This window comes from Granulicella pectinivorans, assembly GCF_900114625.1.
GTDB lineage: Bacteria > Acidobacteriota > Terriglobia > Terriglobales > Acidobacteriaceae > Edaphobacter > Edaphobacter pectinivorans.
In genome coordinates this window covers 3,543,365-3,564,016 of the sequence record NZ_FOZL01000001.1, presented here as the reverse complement: position 1 = coordinate 3,564,016, position 20,652 = coordinate 3,543,365, and the positions used below count along the sequence as shown (strand labels likewise).

The 20,652-nt window shown below is 61.8% G+C and carries 14 protein-coding genes and 2 tRNA genes; 7 read left to right on the top strand and 9 right to left on the bottom strand.

Annotated features, from left to right (window positions below; genetic code table 11):
- Nucleotides 1-40 precede the first annotated feature (40 nt).
- The 3 genes from BM400_RS14140 to BM400_RS14130 form a co-directional block, all read right to left on the bottom strand.
- Nucleotides 41-125: transfer RNA gene (locus BM400_RS14140), tRNA-Leu, on the bottom strand.
- Between the two features lie 80 nt (nt 126-205).
- Complete coding sequence (locus BM400_RS14135) at nt 206-991, bottom strand: HAD family hydrolase (RefSeq protein ID WP_089839861.1); 786 nt, start codon at nt 989-991, stop codon at nt 206-208.
- A gap of 61 nt (nt 992-1,052) precedes the next feature.
- Entirely contained in the window at nt 1,053-2,630 is a 1,578-nt protein-coding gene (locus BM400_RS14130) for a glycosyltransferase family 39 protein (RefSeq protein ID WP_175529035.1), read from the bottom strand.
- A 335-nt stretch (nt 2,631-2,965) separates the two neighbouring features.
- Here BM400_RS14130 and BM400_RS14125 point away from each other — a divergent pair, with 335 nt between their 5' ends.
- Nucleotides 2,966-6,256 carry a protein kinase domain-containing protein gene (locus BM400_RS14125; RefSeq protein WP_089839856.1) on the top strand — a complete coding sequence of 1,097 codons (3,291 nt, stop codon included), beginning with the start codon at nt 2,966-2,968 and terminating at the stop codon, nt 6,254-6,256.
- 27 nt (nt 6,257-6,283) lie between these two features.
- Here the strand turns inward: BM400_RS14125 and BM400_RS21725 are convergent, their stop codons facing one another.
- From BM400_RS21725 to BM400_RS14110, 4 genes are all read right to left on the bottom strand, one after another.
- Nucleotides 6,284-6,460, bottom strand: coding sequence for an MFS transporter small subunit (locus tag BM400_RS21725; RefSeq protein ID WP_175528789.1), 177 nt, complete (start codon nt 6,458-6,460; stop codon nt 6,284-6,286).
- A 7-nt stretch (nt 6,461-6,467) separates the two neighbouring features.
- Nucleotides 6,468-7,799: an L-lactate MFS transporter gene (locus BM400_RS14120; RefSeq protein WP_089839854.1), complete on the bottom strand. Its 1,332-nt coding sequence runs from the start codon at nt 7,797-7,799 to the stop codon at nt 6,468-6,470.
- A gap of 149 nt (nt 7,800-7,948) precedes the next feature.
- Nucleotides 7,949-9,697, bottom strand: coding sequence for a hypothetical protein (locus BM400_RS14115; RefSeq protein ID WP_141223935.1), 1,749 nt, complete (start codon nt 9,695-9,697; stop codon nt 7,949-7,951).
- A gap of 25 nt (nt 9,698-9,722) precedes the next feature.
- Entirely contained in the window at nt 9,723-10,349 is a 627-nt protein-coding gene (locus tag BM400_RS14110) for a pyridoxamine 5'-phosphate oxidase family protein (RefSeq protein ID WP_089839849.1), read from the bottom strand.
- 77 nt (nt 10,350-10,426) lie between these two features.
- On the opposite strand from BM400_RS14110, the gene BM400_RS21720 reads away from it, so the two are divergent.
- From BM400_RS21720 to BM400_RS14085, 6 genes are all read left to right on the top strand, one after another.
- A complete protein-coding gene (locus BM400_RS21720; RefSeq protein WP_141223934.1) occupies nt 10,427-10,798 on the top strand; it encodes a hypothetical protein in 372 nt (123 codons plus the stop codon).
- Nucleotides 10,799-10,973: 175 nt separating this feature from the next.
- Nucleotides 10,974-11,336, top strand: coding sequence for a DUF2946 family protein (locus BM400_RS14105; protein WP_089839847.1), 363 nt, complete (start codon nt 10,974-10,976; stop codon nt 11,334-11,336).
- A gap of 80 nt (nt 11,337-11,416) precedes the next feature.
- Nucleotides 11,417-14,311, top strand: coding sequence for a TonB-dependent receptor (locus BM400_RS14100; protein ID WP_089839845.1), 2,895 nt, complete (start codon nt 11,417-11,419; stop codon nt 14,309-14,311).
- A gap of 12 nt (nt 14,312-14,323) precedes the next feature.
- Nucleotides 14,324-15,748 carry a PepSY-associated TM helix domain-containing protein gene (locus tag BM400_RS14095; RefSeq protein WP_089839843.1) on the top strand — a complete coding sequence of 475 codons (1,425 nt, stop codon included), beginning with the start codon at nt 14,324-14,326 and terminating at the stop codon, nt 15,746-15,748.
- A 30-nt stretch (nt 15,749-15,778) separates the two neighbouring features.
- Nucleotides 15,779-16,936 carry a helix-turn-helix transcriptional regulator gene (locus tag BM400_RS14090; protein WP_089839841.1) on the top strand — a complete coding sequence of 386 codons (1,158 nt, stop codon included), beginning with the start codon at nt 15,779-15,781 and terminating at the stop codon, nt 16,934-16,936.
- A gap of 117 nt (nt 16,937-17,053) precedes the next feature.
- Nucleotides 17,054-17,141: transfer RNA gene (locus tag BM400_RS14085), tRNA-Ser, on the top strand.
- A 26-nt stretch (nt 17,142-17,167) separates the two neighbouring features.
- On the opposite strand, the gene BM400_RS14080 is transcribed toward BM400_RS14085, so the two are convergent.
- Nucleotides 17,168-18,943: a carboxypeptidase-like regulatory domain-containing protein gene (locus BM400_RS14080; protein ID WP_089839839.1), complete on the bottom strand. Its 1,776-nt coding sequence runs from the start codon at nt 18,941-18,943 to the stop codon at nt 17,168-17,170.
- Nucleotides 18,940-20,574 carry a carboxypeptidase-like regulatory domain-containing protein gene (locus BM400_RS14075; RefSeq protein ID WP_141223933.1) on the bottom strand — a complete coding sequence of 545 codons (1,635 nt, stop codon included), beginning with the start codon at nt 20,572-20,574 and terminating at the stop codon, nt 18,940-18,942. Before BM400_RS14075 ends, BM400_RS14080 begins: the two co-directional genes overlap by 4 nt.
- Nucleotides 20,575-20,652: the final 78 nt, after the last annotated feature.

The window sequence follows — 20,652 nt, the reverse complement described above, 5'->3', positions numbered from 1 at the left end:
AGCTGCCGAATCCCCGAGGGGACGGCTCAAATGGGTGGATTGGTGCGGAGGAGGGGACTTGAACCCCTATGCCTTGCGGCGCTAGCACCTCAAGCTAGTGCGTCTGCCAATTTCGCCACCTCCGCTCGGAGTCGCCTGCACATAGTGCGGTGCAGGACAGTGACGTAAAACCATCAATCCGAGGTTGAGTATAGCACCACGAAAGCTAAAAATGAAGCAACAGATCGGAGAAGCGCGCGAGCTCTAAAAGATGTTGTCCGGCGGATGGCTGATTGACCGTCTCGTGCTCCAGCACCCAGGTGTAGTCATGTGGGATAAACACCGCATGAAGACCGGCTGCGAGCGCAGGATTGATGTCCGAGCGAGGGCTGTTTCCGACCATCCAGGTGTTGGCGCTGTCGCATGCGTGACGCTGAATGACTGTGCGATAAGCGGTATCGTGCTTCTCTTCCAGCACCTCGACGGCGGAAAAGAGGGGGGCGAGTCCGGAGCGGTGGAGCTTTTGCGTCTGTTCTTCCACATTGCCCTTGGTGACAAGAATCAATCTGTGCCGTTTCGAGAGCTCGGCCAGCGTCTCCGCGACGCCGGGCAGAAGCTCGATGTTCGCGTCGGAGATGGAGTTGGTAAAGCTGACGATGCGGTCGTGCTTCTCCGGCGTCATCGGCGCGTCGGAGAGTTTCTCGAAGCAGTTGACCAACGACTTGCGGAAGCTCTTGAGTCCGTATCCATGCGCCGCGATTGTGGCTCGCTCGCACAGGTTGAGGTGTTCGCGCACCTCGTCGGCGGAGTGGACGCGGTGGTCGAGGTAGGAGATGAAGGCGGCGATGGCCTGCTCAAAGTAGATATTGTTCTCCCACAGCGTGTCGTCGGCGTCGAGCAGAATGGTCTGGCGCTCCGCCTTGCAGGTGCCACTGGGTGCCTTCGGGGAGGGAGTCAAGCCGCGGTTGGGATCGGTGTTCTGCGTGCTGTACAGGATGTTCGAATCGGACATGTTCGGGGTCTCGTTGCGCCTTGCGCGGGTTTGGCGTCTTCTGCGGGGACCGAGGTGCGAGCTAAAAGGTTACCTCGTACAGTTCGTGATCTTTATAGGAGTCGGAAACGCGCTGGAGGACGCGGAGATTTGCGCCATCCGCCTGAAGTTTTCTCAGCAGCCAGTCCTCAGGGTAATCGAAGGTCCCGAGGACGAAAAAGTGAGCGTGCTGACGGCGAAACACTTCGTAGTTTTGGACGTGGCCACGCAATGGAAAGACCCGCGCCTCGTCGCCCATCCCTTCGAAGATATTCGCATGCGCATACTGCAGAGACGCCGAAGGATCGGTGAGGTAGAAGATCCGATCCAGAGTAGAGGGGGATTCGCGGTGATTCATCTCCAGGAAGGCGAGGCCGCTGGCGTCGACGAGGGGGAGCGAAGGATCCAGCGCTGCCGTGACGGCGCAGGCCGCGCACGGAGCGACGACGGGCTCCGTGTGGGCAAGCCGTGCCGGGTGGAGCAGTTCGTCGATGGCAGTGGGAAGCTGTCCCTGGATAAGGAGAGCGACCAGGATACCGAGCAGGGCGGCGCGCGGGTCACGGTCGGTCCACCACGCCACAAAGACTGCCGTGAAGATCGCGATGGCGAAGCTGGCGGCGATTCCGTAGCGAGGAAAGAAGGCGGCGTTCGACAGCATCAGCCAAGCCATCAGCAGGGCGGGGATGAGCATCAGGCCGATCGTGGCGGTCCACTCCGCACGGTTGAGGACGAAGGGACGGGCGGGACGCAGGGCGGCGCGGCCGAGCAGAAGCAGGATGGCGAGTGCGGTGAGCCATAGGGCGACCAACTCGCGGTCGACGTGCGAGATATAGAAGAGGAAGACATCGTCGCCGCCCGGCACAAAGGCCGCAGGGAAGTAGGAGCGTGCGTGGTTGCGGAGCGCCGGCAGATAAGCCGCGACCGAGACCAGAGGAATGAGCCACACGAGCGCCGGAAGCAGGCTCGGACGAAGCCTTCGGCGTACGAGCAGATGCGAAATCTCGCCTGCGCCGAGGGCCGCCCAGGCGAGAAGCCCGAAGATGTGACTCATCAGCAGGCCGGCCCCAGCCAGAGCCAGCACGGCGAGGGTCCATCCACGATTCCGCGGAGGAAGTGGGTCCCAGAGGCTCTGCCACGCGGCAAACGAGATGCCGAGGAAAGCCAGCAGCATGGCGTAGGGCCGGGCCTCGATAGCCAGTTCTGAAGCCAGTCCGCCCAGAAAGAAGGCGGCGGCGAGGCCTCCGTAGAGGACACCCGCCCTGCGCTGCACGATCCGGTAGACCGCAAGCATTGCCACGAGAAACGCGATGATCTCGGGAAGGCGCGTGGTGAGGGTACTGATGCCAAGGAGCTTGAAGGACAGCCTGGTGGCCAGGTAGACGAGTGGAGGGTTCAGGTCGACGATGCGAAGTTCGGCCAGCAGGTCGCGCAAGGTGGGTGCCTGGGCGATCCAGAAGGTGAACAGTTCGTCATGCCAGAGCGGCTTCGACCGGGAGGCGGCCAGCGCGGATAGAAGATAGACCGCGCCGAGGAAGGCGATCGGAATCCAGGGTCGGCCTTCGAGAAAAAGTGCTGTTCGAGTGAGGAGGCGAGAGCGTATCGTGCTGGGTGGAGTCGTCACTCTGGGGTAGCGGCCTCTGGATTCAGTATAGATGCGGGTTTGAAGAGGTCCCATGCAGTTGAAACGGGCGTGGGAGCTTGATGCGTGCGGTGGGAAGATCCAGGAACCAGGGCTTTGCCTGCCTGCTCCTTCTTGGGACGCACGTTTTTCGTGATCGTTTCGGTCCAGAGGAGGCGAACTTGGTGCGGGGGATTACCTAGGCGGCAGGATATCGGTATGATGCGTAAAAGCAAATTCATTTGAGCAGTCCTCGAGTTCGACAACTCGCGGTAGTCCTTGGTGGGGATCCTATCGTCCCAGGAGTGCAGGATTAATCGGCAGGAAGGCATTAGGGAATGATTCCGGACGTTGGGCAAAGATTCGGGCCGTACGAGATTCTTGGGCGACTGGGAAGCGGCGGGATGGGTGCGGTCTTCCGGGCGTGGGATGGACGGCTCATGCGTGAGGTGGGCCTCAAGGTCCTGCACGACGATAACGCGATGCCCGGCCATAAGGAGCGTTTCCTGCGTGAGGCGCGGGCCGCTTCGGCGTTGAATCATCCTAATATTTGTACGATCTTCGATATCGGCGAACAGGACGGCGAGCCATATCTTGTGATGGAGCTGCTCGAAGGCGAGACGATCAAATCCCGTGTCGCGCATGGAGCGCTTCCGGTTGAGGAGCTCGTCCGCTATGGGCAGGAGATCGCCATGGGGCTTGGTGCAGCGCATGCGCGTGGCATCATCCATCGCGATATCAAGCCGGCGAACATCTTTCTGGTGGACCTGCCCAACGGGCAGAGGCAGGCGAAGATTCTGGACTTCGGCCTGGCCAAGTTCGATCTCGCTTCGAACTCCAGTCACTCGCGGGATCTGACCTCGACGGGCGCAACCGTCGGTACGGTCGCCTACATGTCGCCTGAACAGGCTCGCGGCGAGCAGCTCGACGCCCGTTCAGATCTCTTTTCCGTCGGCGTTGTGCTGTACGAGATGGCAACCCGACAGGTGCCGTTCCAGGGAACTACGAGCGCTCTGGTGTTCGTGCAACTGCTGAGCCAGCAACCGGAGCCGGTTCGCGATTGGAACGACTCTATCCCCAAGGATCTCGAAAAGGTCATTCACAAGCTGCTGGCAAAGGAACGGAAGGACCGCTACCAGTCCGCGACAGAACTCTACGAAGCGCTGGGGAAGGTTGGAGGCAAGGGTGGCGGTGGATGGTTCAGCAAGTCCGCGCCCGCGACCCCCCCGGGTGTTCCGCTGGTACGTGCTGCGGATCCGGTTGCGCGGGCCAAGAGGCCGTTCAAGAAGCCCGATGCGAACTATGCACCGGTGCATCTGGAGGCCAGCCGGGAGCCGTTCCAGCCACGCTCGGAGGTCCGCTCCGAGGTCCACGATCCCGATGTGATTCGCCCCGCGAAGCTTTCCGATGGATCGCGTGGAAGCCAGGCGTCGCGTCCGCCTTACATTCCGCCTCCGTCGCCGCAGCCGGCACCTCCTTCCGCGCCAACTCCGCCGCCTCCAACGATGCGTCCGGTGTCTGGCGCGTCGACGATCCGAAGTGCTTCGGGAATGTCGACGGCAGGACAGCCGCTGGCCGGCTCTCCGAAGCACGAGGATCCCGGCTCGCGTGGATCCAGCCTTCGCGAGAGTGGCTTCCAGCCTCGTCACGTCTCCTATACCGAGGTGGACGAGGAGGAGGAGGAAGACTATGACGAGCCGGCGTCCGATCTGCCGGCGGGACGTCTGAAGCGAGAGCGTCGAGCACGAAGGTTGCGTGTTCTGGCCGTTTTGCTGGTACTGGCCATCGGTGGAGGATTCTATTACTGGTCGTCGCATAAAAGCCGGTTCAGTCCGCTGCTTGCTCCGCAGGACGCTCTGCTGATTACGACGATCCAGAACAAGACCGGCGACGAGACACTGAACGGCGCGCTGAATGCCGGGCTCGCGATCCAGTTGCGGCAGTCGCCGTACCTGAAGATCCGCGGTATCGAGGCCTACGAAGCGGGCCTGCGGCTGATGGGCGTGGACGGCAGCCAGAGCACGGATCCGACGCTTCCTCAGAAGGTCGCGCTGAAGCTGGGCGCGAAGGCGTACCTCAGCGGTGTTGTCAGCGGCTCCGGTCCGTATGCGATCAGCATCTCGGTGCTGGACGTGGCGTCGAACCAGAAGATTGCGGGGATTGACGAGACGGCGGCGAGTCGTGAACAGATTTCGGATGCCATCGGTCGTATCTCGGACACGGTCCGCAGCGATCTCGGCGAGACGGGGGACTCCATCCAGAAGAGCGATGTGGCCCTGCGGCATGAGGGAACCTCAAGCATCGACGCCCTGCATGCGGTGGCTCTGGCTGAGGCGGCGAAGCCGTATGGCCGGTCGGCGGATGTGCTGTCCTACTACCAGAAGGCGGCTACGCTCGATCCCAAGTTTGCCGAGGCGCAGATCGGACTTGCCTGGGCTCTGCGCGATCAGTACGCGGAAGTTGCGGCGGCCGATGCCGCGCGGCTGGCGCAGGATGCTGTCGAAAACGCGAGCGATCGCACCAAGCTGCTCGCCCAGTACACCTACGAGATGAACGCGAGCGGCGATTACAACCGCGCGCTTGCCGCGGTCCGCCAGGTCCTGACCGCGTTACCGTCGGATGCCGAGGCGCTCTGCGATCTGTCGCGTGTGCTTCGTCTTCAGGGTCATCTTGCCGATGCGCTCGACGCGGCCCAGAAGAGTATCGAGTCCGATCCTTACCACCCGGAAGCCTACCTGCAGGCGGAGTTGGCCATGCTGGGCACGGATCGCTACGAGGCTGCACTCCAGATGGAGCAGCAGGCGCAGCGCGCCGGTCTCGTCCATACCGGGACGCACCTGCTGGCGTCTTACCTGATCGGGCATGGCGACGACTCCGTCATGCAGTTCCAGAGCAATCAGGGTGCGGCTCTGCCTCTGGCCGAAGGCGCCGGATATCCTGTGTATCTCGACAGCACCGGGCAGATGATGCTGGGTCGCGAAGCATGGCGTGCCGTGGCTGCAAAGCTGGACGGCGTCAAGGGGTTATCGTCGGGTGCGGCATTCCTGCTGAGCCAGGCAGCGCTGAATCGTGGGCTGGCCGGCGACTGCGATGGTGCGCTCGAGCTGGCGCGTTCGGCGTCTACCCGAGGCGAAGGCATGCACGGCACCTTCAACAGCGCGATGGCCGAAGCTCTGTGCGGCGATTCGGTATCGGCCCAGAAGGGCGCGGACATCCTGGCGCAGATGTATCCGCAGAGCACCGCGGTGACGGGATTTTATCTGCCCGACCTGAATGCAGCGATTCTATTGAAGGCGGGTGACCCGGCGGCGGCGCTGACGGCGCTGAACGCGGCAAGGGCCTATGACCTGGTTTCGCTGACACCTTACCTGCGCGGCCGGGCACGCGTCGACATGCACGACACCAAGGTCGCACTCGTGGACTTCCAGATTGTACTGGCGCATCGCGGCGTCGCGGCGATGCTCATGAACGATGTGTATCCGCTGGCCCAGCTTGGTGAGGCGAGGGCCTTTGCGCAGAGCGGCGATGCAGGCAATGCGACCACCGCTTACAAGAAGTTCGTCGATCTGTGGCCGAACGGCGACGTAAGGATTCCTGCGATGGCGGAGGCCGTCCGGGCTGCCAAGTAGAGGCCGCGTCCGGTCTTCCTCGAAAGTCTAGACGCGCCCTGTTTCCTTCTGCGGCATTTGTGCGGGCGGTGAGGTCGCGAATAGCTTCTTCGCATTCAGCACCGTGTTGTAGACGCCCCATCCCGCAGGGATCCCTACGACCAGCCAGGCGAACAGAATCAAGGTGGCTGGCGTCTTCTTGATGCGTGTTGTTTCGGTCATCATGACCTCCTCAGGCTTTCGGCATCCAGTATTTTTCAGCGACGGGTTTCACCATCAGATTTGCCAGCAGTCCCAGAACCAGAAGCCCGGACATGATATGCAGGATGACAGGATAGGCCTGCTGCTTCGGGATACCCCGCGCCACGGAGTGGTCGAGTATTCCGTTGACGATGAGCGGTCCGACGATGCCGGCGGTTGACCATGCCGTCAGCAGACGTCCGTGAATCGCACTGACGTTATAGCCTCCGAAGAGATCCTTCAGGTAAGCCGGAATGGTGGCGAATCCGCCTCCGTACATCGACAGAAGAAGACATGCGATGGCCACAAAGCCAAATACGGAGTGCAGGCTGGGCAGCACAAAGTACAGCACTGCGCCGATCGAGAAGAAGCAGAAGTACGTGGCCTTACGACCGATCAGATCCGAGATCGCTGCCCAGAAGAACCTGCCGCCCATGTTGAAGAGGCTCAACAATCCCACGAAACCCACCGCGGCAGCCGTGCCGATCGTGCCTTTGAAGAGATCCTGGATCATCGGCGAGGCCTGCTCGAGGATGCCGATCCCCGCAGTCACGTTCGTGCAAAGAACGATCCAGAGCAGCATGAACTGCGGTGTCTTCCACGCCGTCTGCACGTCGACGTTGTGCGTGCTGATCATCGCGGACTGCTTCGCGGCAGGAGTCCATCCTTCGGGCTTCCAGTCTGGCTGCGGCACTCGGATCGTGAAAACTCCGAACATCATGAACACGAAGTAGAGCGTGCCCATAGCGATGAATGTGGCCGGGATGGCGGCCTGCCCGTGCGATTTGAAGTACGCCATCAAGTTGCTGGCGAGTGGCCCGCCGATCATGGCGCCGCCGCCGAATCCCATGATGGCCAGTCCGGTCGAGAGCCCTGGCCTGTCGGGAAACCACTTGATCAGCGTCGACACCGGGGAGATGTAGCCGAGTCCAAGCCCTATGCCGCCGATGACGCCATATCCCAGATAAATCGAAGGAAGCGAATGCATCTGCGCCCCGAGCGCGGACACGTAGAATCCTGCGCCAAAGCAGATTGCGGCATAGAACATGGCGCGTCGGGGTCCTGCCTTCTCCAGCCATGCACCGAAGAGCGCGGCCGATATGCCCAGGAAGGCGATCGCGATCGAAAAGATGTATCCGACCTCCTTCAAATTCCACACACTGCCGTCGGCACCGTGCAATGCCAGCAGAGGGTTCTTGAAGACGGAGAAGGCGTACGCCTGACCGATGGAGAGATGAATCGCCAGGGCGGCGGGCGGTACCAGCCAGCGGCTGTAGCCCGGTGCTGCGACGGATCGGTCACGATCAAGAAATGAGAGTGCCAAGTTTGCCTCTCCTGGAGCTGAGGTACCGCTGGTCGCGGTCCGCTCCGCGTGGATTCGCGAAGAGGTATGAACGTACGCTCCCCTCGTAGCAAAACGCAATGGCAACCCCGCGAAATTAACATTGCGTCGAGGCAGTTTGTAACCAGAATCTATCGTGCCCGGTGGTAGAGCGTGTAGGGTCCGAAGGCATGCACGGGCTTCCAGTTGGTGCTGAGGTTCGAGAAGAAGACACGTCCGGGATCGTAGGGAGGCGGATTGCGCAGCGGGTAAGGGAAGGCGAAGCCCTGCACTCCGTCGATGTCCGCCGGTGTCTCTACAAACGGGTCGTCCGGATCGGTGGGGAGAAGAGCCCACTCGAACTCGTTCATACGCACCGCTTTGGCAGTCTCCGCCGCAGGGTCCATCACATCGACAAAGAAGGCATAGTATTCGGGCTCGTAGTGCCTTGACCTCTTCAAAGCGTCTTCCACCGGGAGGCTGATCTCGACCGGAATCGCAACGGCTGCGCCGCCAACCTCTCGCTCCAGTCCAGGCAGATCCAGGACATAGTCCTGATCGTCGGGGTGTACCGTGCGGGTGAGCGCAAGGCGCACGGTGTCCATTGTTCGTTCCACATAAAGCCTGTCATTGACCCAGTGAACCCAGAAGATAAAGACAAACAGAGCGGCCAGCCAAACGTTGCGCCGAAGCGTCGTGGCAGACCGCATGGCAACCAGCGAAAGGATCAGGATGCCGGCACCGTTGAAGAAGACGTGCAGTGGATCGCAGCGGCCAAAGGCAGCGGGTAAAAGCGCAATCGAGAGAATGTAGCAGGAGACGATACGTATGCCATCGCCGCCAGGGTCACGAAGATGCGGGCCCAATGCCAGCGGGACGAGCCAGACCAGCGCGAACAAAAAGATGACGACGTGCGGATACGGAGCAACCGGCAGATTCAGAGCACCGTGTGCCACCGATTGCAGCATTTTCAGATACGACGGCCCTGCCAGCAAAAGGAAGACACCCACGCCAACAGGCGGAGCCGCGGCTACGGCCAGCCAGCGCAGGCCGTGCTTCCATGCCGCGAGACCCGCAAAGAGGATGCTTGTGAACAGGAAGATAAAACCCATCTCGGGCGAGATGCCGAGTTGCAGGACTTCGCCGAGGGCCAGCAGAATCGCCGTGCGCGGCAGGTTTTGGGAGCGGGTCGCAAACAGCAGAGTCGCAAGCGGCGTCAGAAAGCGAAAGAAGGTGTAGTTGAGCCCAAGCAGGGGATTGATCGCACCCACAACCAGCAGCACGAACGCGATGCGTCTGTCGCGTGCTCGCATGGGTAGCGCATTCATGATGAAGGCGAGCAGAAGAATGCCGACCGCCTGGTTCAACGCGAGCGTGGCGAAGTAAGCCGTCTGCCAGGAGGAGCGGAGCAGGGAATGAACGAGCGACGCGGGATAAAAGAGCAGGGGGCCGTAGGCGAATTCGAGCTGTGTGTAGAGGGTCCGGCCATAGTCGCCATGGGCCTCGAGTTGCTCCATGAAGTACCCGGCGTCCGCAAGGTAGCGAAGGTGTGAGCGCGCTACCAGCCACCCCACACAGGCGGTGAAGAGGCAGGTAGCCACGACCGCACACGCGATGATGCGCCAGGTGATCTTCGCTTCCGTGTCTTCTTCGCGCAGCGCAAACGGCGACCGCCACCAGCTCCACAGCAGCACAAGCGCACCGAGGCCTGCGGCGGAAAGAATTGCAACCCGGTTGTTGAAGCCGGCGATGTACGACGCTGAGATCGTATGGACGAGCGGCACCGGCACGGCGAACGGAAGCACGAAGACCAGCAGTGCAGAAACCGCGAGGACGGTCCACGCAAACCACATCGGAGGCCATGGATTTGCTGTCTTCGTCGGCTCGGAGGAGGGGGTCATAAAGGACTATCGGTATCGTACATGGCTACGTCGCGCGCAGCCGAGCCAGCTCCTGCTTCAGCTTCACATTCTCCCGCTCCAGACCGTGAACCTTGTCTTCGAGGGGGTGCATCGCTTCAGCGATCTCCTCCGCGGTATACCGTGGCGTGATGTGTTGGGGACAGTTCCAGTCGAAGGCTTCGATATGGATGACAAACACGCGCTCGATGACCGCCTTGTACCCAGGCATCGTCACCCGTTCCAGCCACGGTTCAGCCTGTGGCCCTTCCAGAATTTCGACATGCCCCAGGATCTTCAGCCGGGCCTGCCTCGGGTAGTCCACCAGGATCATCGCCACGCGATCGTCGCTGAGCAGATTGCCTGTGCTGATGTACTGCTTGTTGCCGCGAAAGTCGGCGAGCGCAAGCGTGTGATCGTCGATCACCTTCAGAAAGCCCTTCGGTCCGCCGCGATGCTGGACGTACGGCCATCCTGTCGCGCCCGTCGTTGCCCAGTAGAAGCTGTCGCGTCCCTCAAGAAACTCCACCTCGAACCCAGAGAAACGGTCCGGCTTCATGCGGGAGTCTTCCATCCTCTGGTACTGCAGCCTGCTGCCATAACGCTCCTGCAACTTCTTGATGAGCGGCGTAAAGATCAGCGAAGCAAAGCTCATGGCAATGCACCTCTCTTCAAGCAGACTCCCGGAACGAAGTGTTGGTTGCAAAAACCAAGGGGTGCTATGTTTAAGGCTTGCGACGCCTGCTCTCCATCCTGTTGCTGCTCGCCTTCGGCCTGCCTGGGGTCACACCCCTGTTTGCGCTGAGCAGCGCGGAAGGAACCGTACCCGTATGCTGCCGCCGGGCCGGAGCGCATCATTGCGCCGCCAGCGCGGATGCGACGCAGGGAACACGTGTCTCCGCACCGGGCATGCACTGCCCGTTCTGCCCATCGACCGCACCGGGCGCCGGTCATGTGTCGCCGTTGATGGTGTCTTCCGTGCAACAGGAACTACCGAGCATCGCCAGTCACCCCACCGGCGTCGCCCAGACGGAGTCGAAGCTTCGTATCGCCGAGAGTCGCTCCCGCAGTGAACGCGGACCACCCCAGCTCACCTCTCTCTAAGCCTTCCCTCATCGCGCAGTCTGCCGTACTTCATGCTCCTTCCCGGGGTTGAGGTCCGTGGATCGCACCCCTCCCGATGAATCCGCAACGCAATGCAGTCGCGTGCGAGGCACCTGTGGCTCTCTCTCTCGGTCCGAGGTTTCCCGGACATAGAACGGCGAAGGCAACTCAGCGCATGGGCGCTGGGACATTGCTGCTCGCCTTCCTGCTGCCTCTGCTCGCATGCATCATCGGCACCGGACCGACTGAAGAGTTGTCGCTCCCCGCCTGCTGCCGCACCCATGGCAAGCACCATTGCATGGCGTCGGAAGACCTCACGCACGGCACCCACGTCCGTGCGACCGGAAGCCACTGCCCCTTCTGTCCTGGCGCGCTCCCGTCGATGCAGCACCAGACTCTCTCGCTGCTTCGTGTCCCGCGTCTCTTCACCGCCAGCGCGACACACGCACTCCTCCCGTCGCGGAGCGAGTCCCATGCCCGCACCCGGCACCGAGACGTCACACAAACACGCGGTCCCCCCGTACTCTTCCTCTCCTAGCTGGCTTTTTCACCCCACAACGCTAGAGCACCTCAAAGCACCCGGCCGAGCCGAAGTGCCGCAGTCCCGGGAGGACGAACGTGTACCGCAGACTATCTCTCGTTTTACTTGCCATCCTTGCCTTCCATGCAACCCTCTCCGCGCAGGAGACGATCAACAACGCCTCCCTTGCAGGCCGGATCACCGATACCACCGGTGCCATCATCCGCAACGCCTCCGTCGCCGTGCGAGCCACCTCCACCGGCATCATCAGCAGGACAGAGACCGATGCCGCGGGCCGCTTCCGCTTTCCGTACCTGCAAGTTGGCACCTACGAACTCGACGCACACAGTGACGGCTTCGCCGATTCGAAGCGCTCGCTGACCCTTACCCTTGGCGCAGCCTTCGATCTTCCTATTACCTTGACTGTGGGCGCGTCCCAGAGTGTGACCGTCAACGCCGAAGCGCCGGTTCTCGAGGCGAGTCGCAGCCAGATCGCGGCAACGATCTCCCAGAACGAAGTCGCCAACCTGCCGTATAACGGGCGCAACTTCCTTGACCTTGCACTCCTCGTCCCTGGGGTGTCACCGACGAACACTGCGGCCAATCAGCTCTTCGCCGAAACCTCGGCAGTCGGCGGACAGGGCATCTCCGTCAGCAGCCAACGCAACTTCTCCAACAGCTTCATCGTGGACGGACTCTCCGCCAACGACGACGCTGCGGGCCTCGTCCAAACATCATTTGGGCTCGATGTTGTCCGCGAGATGCAGGTCGTCACCAGCGGCGGGCAGGCGGAGTTCGGTCGCGCCCTCGGTGGATACATCAACTTCGTCTCGAAGAGCGGAGGCAGCAAGGTCCATGGAGATCTTTATGCCTACCTGCGCGACAAAAACCTGAACGCACAGAATCCTCTCTCGCAAACGCTGCTGCCTTACACGCAGGTGCAGTCGGGCGCGTCGCTCAGCGGCCCCATCCGCAAGGACCGCACCTTTTACTTCGGCAACTTCGAGCAGCGCCAGCTCAACCAGACCGGCATCATCACCATTACCGCAGCGAATGCAGCCGCCATCAATACTGCGCTCAAGTCGTTCGGCTATCCCGGCCAGTCGCTGAATATCAGCACGACGACGCCCACGACCATCTACGGCAACCCCGTCCGCGCGAGCAACTTCTTCGCCAAGCTCGACCACAAGGTGAGCGACCGCGACCAGCTCAGCGCACGGTACAGTCTTTATCACGTATCGAGCGTCAACTCCCGCGGTGTGGGGAGCACAAGCTACACCAGTGCTGCGGCAGGTCTTGAAGATCTCGACCAGACCGTCGCCGTCAGCAATATCTTTACCCTCAACCCGCGCACCGTCGACGAGACCCGCGCACAGTTTACCAACAGCAATCTGCGTGCGCCTGTGAACGATCCCGTCGGCCCAGCCGTAAGCATCTCCGGCGTGGCCAGCTTCGGCACACTCTCGGGCTCACCCACCGGACGCTACGACCGCCTCTACGAAGTGGTCGACAACATCTCGCGGCAGGCCGGAGCACACGCTCTGCGCGTCGGAGCGGACTTCCTCTACAACGACCTCACCATCACCTTTCCCCAATCCATCCGTGGCAGCTACGCCTTCTCCTCGCTGGCCAACTTTCAGGCCGGACGCTACACCACCTTCACGCAGTCGTTTGGGAACTACGTTGTTCCGCAGACGAACCCGAACCTCGGAATCTATGCCCAGGATGAGTGGAAGGCCAGCCAGAAGCTCACGCTGAATGCGGGCCTTCGCTACGATCTCCAGTTCCTGAAGACGCTCTCCACCGACACCAACAACATCTCACCGCGCATTGGCTTCGCGTACGCTCCGTTCACGAACCGCCGCACCGTCGTCCGTGGCAGCTTCGGTCTTTTTTACGACCGCATTCCACTCAGGGCGCTTTCCAATGCGCTCGAGTCCAGCCAGAACACCACGGCCATCAACAACCAGACCTTCACGACCATTGCGCTCTCCTACGGACAGGCAGGCGCGCCTACATTCCCCAACATCGCCAGCGGTTACACCGCAACCACCATTCCATCGAATCTGCGCCTCAGCCTCACCACGATGGATCCGCACATGCAGAACGCTTATTCCGAGCAGGGCAGCCTCGAGGTGGACCAGCAGCTCACCGCGACCAGCAACCTCGCCATCAGCTACCAGCACGTCCGTGGTTTGCACCTGCTGATCTCCGTGAATCTCAACACGCCCACCTGCTACGCAACGGTCGACCCCATCAACCTGTGCCGGCCTAACTCCGCCTACGCCAATAACAAGCAATACGCCTCTGCCGCAGACTCTTACTACGACGGGCTCTCCGTTTCCTACGTGCAGCGTCCGGTCCGCTGGGGAAGTTATCGCGTCTCGTACACCTGGTCGAAGGCCATCGACAATGTCGGGGAATTCTTCTTCTCATCGCCGGTCAACAACTTCAATCTCCAGGAAGATCGCGGCCTTTCCGATGACGACCAGCGCCACCGCGTCGTCTTCGATGGCACCATCCACAGCCCGCTGACGCCAGCAAACCATCTCGCAGGCAAGCTGACGCATGGCTTCCAGCTTGGAGGCATCCTCCAGTATTACTCCCCGCTTCCGTTCAACATCACCACCGGACAGAACAGCATCCAGACGACGACCCTGCGTCCTTGCCTCCCTGGCTATGTCCTTACCCCAACCGCCGCCAACACCTGCGCTAACGCGCTGCCCGGCACGATGATCGGACGCAATGCAGGCGTGGGCTTCAACAGCTTCACGCTGAACGCTCGCCTCAGCCGCACCTTCGCACTTGGAGAACGCGTCCGTCTCGAGGGCATCGCCGAGGCTTTCAACGCACTCAACCACCGCAATAACCAGATCCCGAACGGCACCTTCGGGACTGGAGCCTACCCCACCACTCCCTCGTCCACCTTCGGCCAACCCACCGCCGTCGGCGATCCGCGCAGCGTGCAACTCGCAGCTAAACTGAGCTTTTAAACGGAGACCACCATGAAGACCGCATCCTCTGGACTCGATCATCGCACCGTCTGGCGCTGGCACTTCTACGCCGGTCTCTTCTGCATCCCGTTCATCCTGTGGCTCTCGGTCACAGGCACCATCTTTCTCTTTCATCCCCAGATCCAACGCTGGCTTGATCGTCCCTATGCTCACCTCACCACGATCGGGGCACCTGCTCCGGTCAGCGATCAGGTCAGGGTGGCCCTCGCGGCCGTCCCAGGATCCGGCCTCCACGCCTACCAACTCCCCTTTACCGACGAGGCACCTGCACAGGTCCTCGTCGGGAAGGGCCTCAAGGAGTTTCGCGTTTACGTCCACCCGCGCACGCTGCAGGTGCTCAAGGTGGATGACGAAGACAAGCGCATCGACAAGTTCGTCTCCCGGCTGCACGGCGAGTTGCTCATCGGCAACCTCGGTTCGTGGATCGTCGAGCTTGCGGCCTCCTGGGCAGTCATCATGATCGTCACCGGCCTCTTCCTGTGGTGGCCCACCTCGTCGAAGGGGGTGGCTGGCGTGCTGTATCCACGCCTCCGCCAGGGGCAGCGTATCTTCTGGCGCGACATCCACGCCGTCACCGGCATCTACATCTCCGTCTTCGCTCTCTTCCTGCTCTTCACCGGTCTTCCCTGGGCAAAGAGTTGGGGAGGCTATCTCAAAGCCGTGCGACGCATCACCGGAACAGCCCCGGTCAAGCAGGATTGGGTCACAAGCAGCAAGGCTGAGATCGCCGCACGTTCCACCCCCGCCGACACCATGGACGGAATGGATATGGGCGGCATGGACATGAGCTCCCCCGAACACGCCGAGCATAGGAAGCATATGACCACGGCGGGACAGGGAAGCGCGTCTTACGGGCAGATCGACACCATGGTCGGCGTGGTCGCGCCGCTCCACCTCACCAACCCGGTCCTTGTCTCGCCGCCCAGACGCCCCGGCGGTAACTGGACCGCCAAGTCCGATACTCGAGACCGTCCCCTCCGTGTTGACCTTGTCCTCGATCCCCACACAGGGGCGATTCTCCAGCGCACTGACTTCCGCCAGAAAGCCCTTCTCGACCGCATAGTAGGTACAGGCATCGCAGCCCACGAAGGCCAGCTCTTCGGCCTCGCCAATCAACTCCTCGGACTGTTCACCACCCTGGGACTCGTCACCCTCAGCCTCAGCGGCCTGGTCATGTGGTGGCGACGCAGACCCGAGGGCGTTCTCGGCGCACCTGCGCCCATCCGCCGCATCCGTTTCTCAGCTGGACTCATCGTGTTCCTGGTCGTCTTCGGCGTCTACATGCCGTTCCTGGGCGTTTCTCTTGTTCTCGTCGCTCTCACGGAACGCTTTGTCCTGCGCAGGATTCCGGCAACGCGTCTATGGCTGGGCCTTTACCCTGGAATCCCAAAGGAGGCTGCTACACTACGCGTGTAAACGCTCCTCCAAACCAGCTCAGAGGTTTTCATGGTTGAAAATCCGGAAGTCCTCTTTGGCGGAACAACCCAGCTCCTCGCCCTCATCGAGATGATCTACGCCAGCGTGCATGACCCGACGCTCTGGCCAGCGATCCTCGATCGCATCGGCGTCGCAGCACAGGGGCGCCAGACCTTCATGTTCACCCAGACCTCCGACCCCGCACTGCCCAGCGCCTTGATCAGCACATCGACCGATCCGGAAGCTCTCACCCAGTTCATCGACTACTATGCCGCCATCAACATCATCGCGGAGCCGGCCGACGCCGTCTTCCGCGATGGCGACATCCGCTACAGTCACTGGGTAATCGCCGACGACGAGCTCGAACGTTCCGAGTTCTACAACGACTTCTTCAAGCCCTTCGACATGCACTACAGCTACGGGGTTAAGATCCCGCTCCCGCAGCAGCCGTCCATCTACATCAGCTCGCAGCGCTCGAAGCTCGAGGCACCCTTCGCTGATCGCGAAGGCCATGTCCTCAAGGTTCTGATGCCACACATCGCGCGCGCCTTCGATATCCATCATCGCTACCGTTGCCTCAACGCCCACATCAACGCCGTCGCCACCGCTCTTGAGACGATGGACCATGCCATCATGGGTCTGAACGAGGAAGGGAAGGTGGTCCTTTCCAACCGCCCCGCCGACGAGATCGCCAGGACCTCCGACGCGCTCCACCTTGTCAACGGCTCTCTCAGCAGCCCGGACCTCCAACAGGACCAGCACCTCCAGAACCTCATCAGCGGTGCCGTCCAGACGCGGCAGATCCTCGGCGTCGCTCCAGGCGGTTCGATCCTCCTGCGCTCGCCATCCGGCCGCTCCCCGTTGCAGTTCACGGTCTCGCCCTGCCCGACGCCCTTCGGCCAGGGGCGCAACCGCATCGTGGCGATCGTGATGCTGCACGATCCTGAGCAAGTGCCCATGTCCCGCGCCGAGATACTGCGGTCGCTCTATGCGCTCACCCCCACGGAGGCACGCCTTGCCGACATGCTCTTCCAGGGCAAGAATATTGTCGAGGCTGCCGAGGCCCTTCGCACCACGCAGGAGACCGCCCGCTTCCACAGCAAACGCATCCTGGCCAAGACCAGCACCCACCGACAAGCCGAACTCATCCGGCTGATGGCCTCACTCCCTGGAAGCAGAACCGCCTGACTCCGTTCCTGCTCGCAGGTTCTCGCGCAGAAGGTCCCGGTTCTCAACAGACCACTGCTCGGCGACCACACGACAAGGGGTTCATTTGTGTTAGATTCAATAAGTCCGCTACCCCGCGGAGAGATGGCCGAGTGGCTGAAGGCGCACGCTTGGAAAGCGTGTATACCGCAAGGTATCCAGGGTTCGAATCCCTGTCTCTCCGCCATTCCTTCCTACAAAGCGAGCAACAAACTACGGAGCGATGGCCTGAACCGCAGGATGGACTGTGGCTGACGCCGTGAGGTCCAGCGGCTCTCCTTGCAGCAGGTACGGTCGCAGCGTTCCGACGTCGCGCCAGTTCACCTCCCACCCATGGTCGATCACCAGCAGGATGTACTGCCCCGGCATCACGTTCGTCATCTGGAAGCTGCCGTCGGTCGCAGTCTGAGCCCTGCGCTCGAACAGTAGATTCGCCGGGTCTCCCATGGTCGCCGGCACAAGAAGCACCATCGCGCCTGAAGAGGGCTTGCCCTGTCGCATGGCGGTCCCGTCGATCGAGGCCAATCCAGCCGCCATGTGTACGGTCAGATGCGGGCTTCCTTCCGCAATCTTGACCACCCTCCCTGTCACCTGAGCACCGGTAGCCGTTACCCCCGTCAGAAAGCTGTTCCGTCCCGCAACCGTCACCTCATAGCTGCCCGCCGGAGCATAGATCGTCACCTCGTCCGAAGCGCCGCCACCATCACGCCGCCCGCGCCCACCCGGGTCTACCCCACTATCGGCCACGCCCATCATCCTGCCACGCGTTGCGGTCCACCCAGTCGTCGTATCCGTCAACGAGACCTGTCCCGCTGTCACCGTAGGATCGCCATCCACCCTGATGACCACCGGAACCTCCGGCACGCTCATGGACGTATCGCTCACAGAACCAGCCAACCCTATATGAAGCACCGAGAAAGTCGCCGGGCTATTGATCGAAGCCGCTGGTTCTGAAATTCGGTACGTCCCCGGAGCTAGCCCGCCAATATCGAGCTGCGGCGTCTGTCCCGCCCCCATCCCTCGCATGCTCATGGAGATTCCCTCCACCATCCCATCCGCACCAATCCTCTGAATGACCGGCCTAACCTGGTAAGACCCCTGTACCCGCGCATCCCCTCCCGGAGCAGGTGTTTGCACCGGAACGCTCAACAATACGTGAGCCGCCGGAATCGCAGTCAGACGAAAGTCCACCTGGCGCCTCTCCCCATATTTCAGCGCGATCTTCTCCGCGGAACGCTCGTCGTCGGTTCCCGGAAACCACATTACCGGATAGACCACATCCAGTGAGGGATCGAGTGGCGGCACAACCACTCCATTCACGACCTGTGCCGGAGGGCTCTGCGTCGTGTACCAGGGCCGCCCCGTCACGCTCACCTCATAGCTTCCCGCCTGCAATCCGGTCAGCTCATAGTGCCCACGATCGTCCGTTTGGGTCACGTTTCGCATCTGCAGCCGAGCCTCCTCCGCCGTGCGCGTCGGATCGGCAGCCAGATATAGCCTCACCTGCGCACTCCGGACAGCCTCACCCGCCTCGTCCGTCACCTCGCCGCTGATCGTCGCGTCCGAACTCGCCCGAAACACCACCGTATGTACCGGAGCCGCCTTCGTCAGTACCACCGCCGTCGAGAAGGCTCCATGCGCCTCATAAAACTGCACCCGGAACCCCTTAGCGCTCCCACTCAGGCGATACTTACCCTCCGACGGAACCTCCAGCGCAAAACGCCCACGCGCATCGGCATCCGCTTCGACGGCGTCCTGCCCACGTCCGAACCTGCCGCCACCTTCCTCCCCTGGCCGCTGTCCAAATCCCTGGCCCGGACGTGCCGCAACGATCAAAGAAGCGCTCATGTGGCAAAAGGGAATCGGCTCTCCATTGCGGTCGTTCAGCGCCGTCCCCGTAATCCGAAAATGAACCGCGACTTTCGTTCCCTGCCCCTGCGCGAAAGGGAACTGTCCGAACAACAACGCGATCAGCAAGAGCGCCTTCATTGCGGCATCTCCAACGCGCCCACCGCCTGCAGGGTGAGCGTCTGGGTCGCGCCCGCCGTCAACGTCACCGTCTGCACCTTGCCCAGAAACCGCGAGATCGTCGCTGGATCCCGGAGGTCCGCCTGCACTTTTTGCTGCGTCGCTAAAACCCGATAATCTCCCGGCGGCAGATTCCCCCGGTTGAAAGTGCCATCTGCATTGCCTCGTGACATCAGCACCGGTGTCGCCGAAGGACTCGTCGCCACAAAGTACAAGAACGCCTGCACCGGCTGATCGCCCAACATCACCGACCCCGAGACCGCAGCCGTCTGGTTCGAGATCCGTATCCGAACCGTCTGCGCTCCGCCGCCCAAAGCGACCGTCAGATTGTCCGTCAGCAGGTTCGTCCCGCCATAGTCCGCCGCCGTCACATACCACTGTCCGTTCGCCCGAGCCTGCAGCCGATAGCTTCCCACCGGTACCGCGAAGCCGTCCGGCTGCCCCTGCGCGCTCGTCAACGGAAAATTCTGCTCCACACCGTCGCCGTTGGTCACCGTCGACACTAACATCAGCCCCAGCGACCGAGCCGCTGGAATCGTCAAGCTATCCGTTGCCACCCCAGGCTCCACCGCTAACTCAACCGGCAGTCGCGGAGCCTGGCTGTAGTGCAGCGACACGCCGTCAACGTCGCGCCCCGCGACGGTCACGTGCGCCTCACCCTCCATGGTGCCCTCACGCGCTTGCATCGTCGCGACCAGCCGGTACGTTCCATTCGGAAGCAAAACCCTCAACGTCCCTGGATCACCGCGCTCCGGGATCGGAGTCGCCGGAATCGCCAGCCCGCTCGTGTTGTACGCCACCAGACGCGGAAAACCTCGTGTCGCATCCGAGTCGCTTGTCAGCGTGACGACATACGCCTTTCTGGACTCGGGTCGAAGATTCACCTGCACCTGGTCTCCCGGCCTCAAGTGCAGTGCGTCGGCAATCGAGCCGCTGTCGGCCGGAACGGACACAGGCAGATAGATCTCGCTATCTCCCCTCGTCCTGCCGTTTGAGCGCGCCTGCACCGTATAGTCTCCCGCAGGAACCGCCTGCCGGTATGCTCCCGCGCTATCCGTCCTCGCAGTGCCAGCCTGCGTCCAGTGATGCCCGTTTTCGTCGTACGAGCTGCGCCGCACCGTCACCGTAAAATTCGGCAAACCCTCACCAGCCGCATTCGCCACCGTGCCCGCAATCAGGGCTTCGGGATACACCAACAGATCCACCGGTGTCCCCGGTACGAACGTCTGCGATGGCAGATACGTATCGTTTCCGCTCGGACTCGCATAATACCCCGGCTTGCTCGCCACCAGCGTCCCGGCCGTGCTGGTCACCTGCGGAAACGTGAACACGCCATCCTGGTTTGTCAGTACAGCCCTCTGCCCCAGCTTCACCAGAGCGCGCGCAATTGGCACATTCGACCGCGCATTCAGCACTCGCCCCCTCAGTTCAAAAGGATCAGTCGTGCTTCCGCTCGTTGTACTCAAAGGAGATGTGATGTTCTGCGAACTGCTCGTTTGCGTCTGCGTGCGCCTCTGTCCACCCGTGCCCGTCTGCGCGCGTCCACCCACGACTACAGCCAGGAACATCAGCAGAACGAGTGGTTGCGCCAAGAACGAAACCTCACAGAATCAAATTCGATGCAACGTATAGACGCCAATGACCGCAGAAGGATGTGGCCTTCATCATAA

Coding starts and splice junctions, on each gene's coding strand:
- BM400_RS14135 (WP_089839861.1), bottom strand. CDS start 991: ATGTCCGATTCGAACATCCTGTACAGCACGCAGAACACCGATCCCAAC.
- BM400_RS14125 (WP_089839856.1), top strand. CDS start 2,966: ATGATTCCGGACGTTGGGCAAAGATTCGGGCCGTACGAGATTCTTGGG.
- BM400_RS21725 (WP_175528789.1), bottom strand. CDS start 6,460: ATGATGACCGAAACAACACGCATCAAGAAGACGCCAGCCACCTTGATT.
- BM400_RS14115 (WP_141223935.1), bottom strand. CDS start 9,697: ATGACCCCCTCCTCCGAGCCGACGAAGACAGCAAATCCATGGCCTCCG.
- BM400_RS14110 (WP_089839849.1), bottom strand. CDS start 10,349: ATGAGCTTTGCTTCGCTGATCTTTACGCCGCTCATCAAGAAGTTGCAG.
- BM400_RS14105 (WP_089839847.1), top strand. CDS start 10,974: ATGGGCGCTGGGACATTGCTGCTCGCCTTCCTGCTGCCTCTGCTCGCA.
- BM400_RS14095 (WP_089839843.1), top strand. CDS start 14,324: ATGAAGACCGCATCCTCTGGACTCGATCATCGCACCGTCTGGCGCTGG.
- BM400_RS14090 (WP_089839841.1), top strand. CDS start 15,779: ATGGTTGAAAATCCGGAAGTCCTCTTTGGCGGAACAACCCAGCTCCTC.
- BM400_RS14080 (WP_089839839.1), bottom strand. CDS start 18,943: ATGAAGGCGCTCTTGCTGATCGCGTTGTTGTTCGGACAGTTCCCTTTC.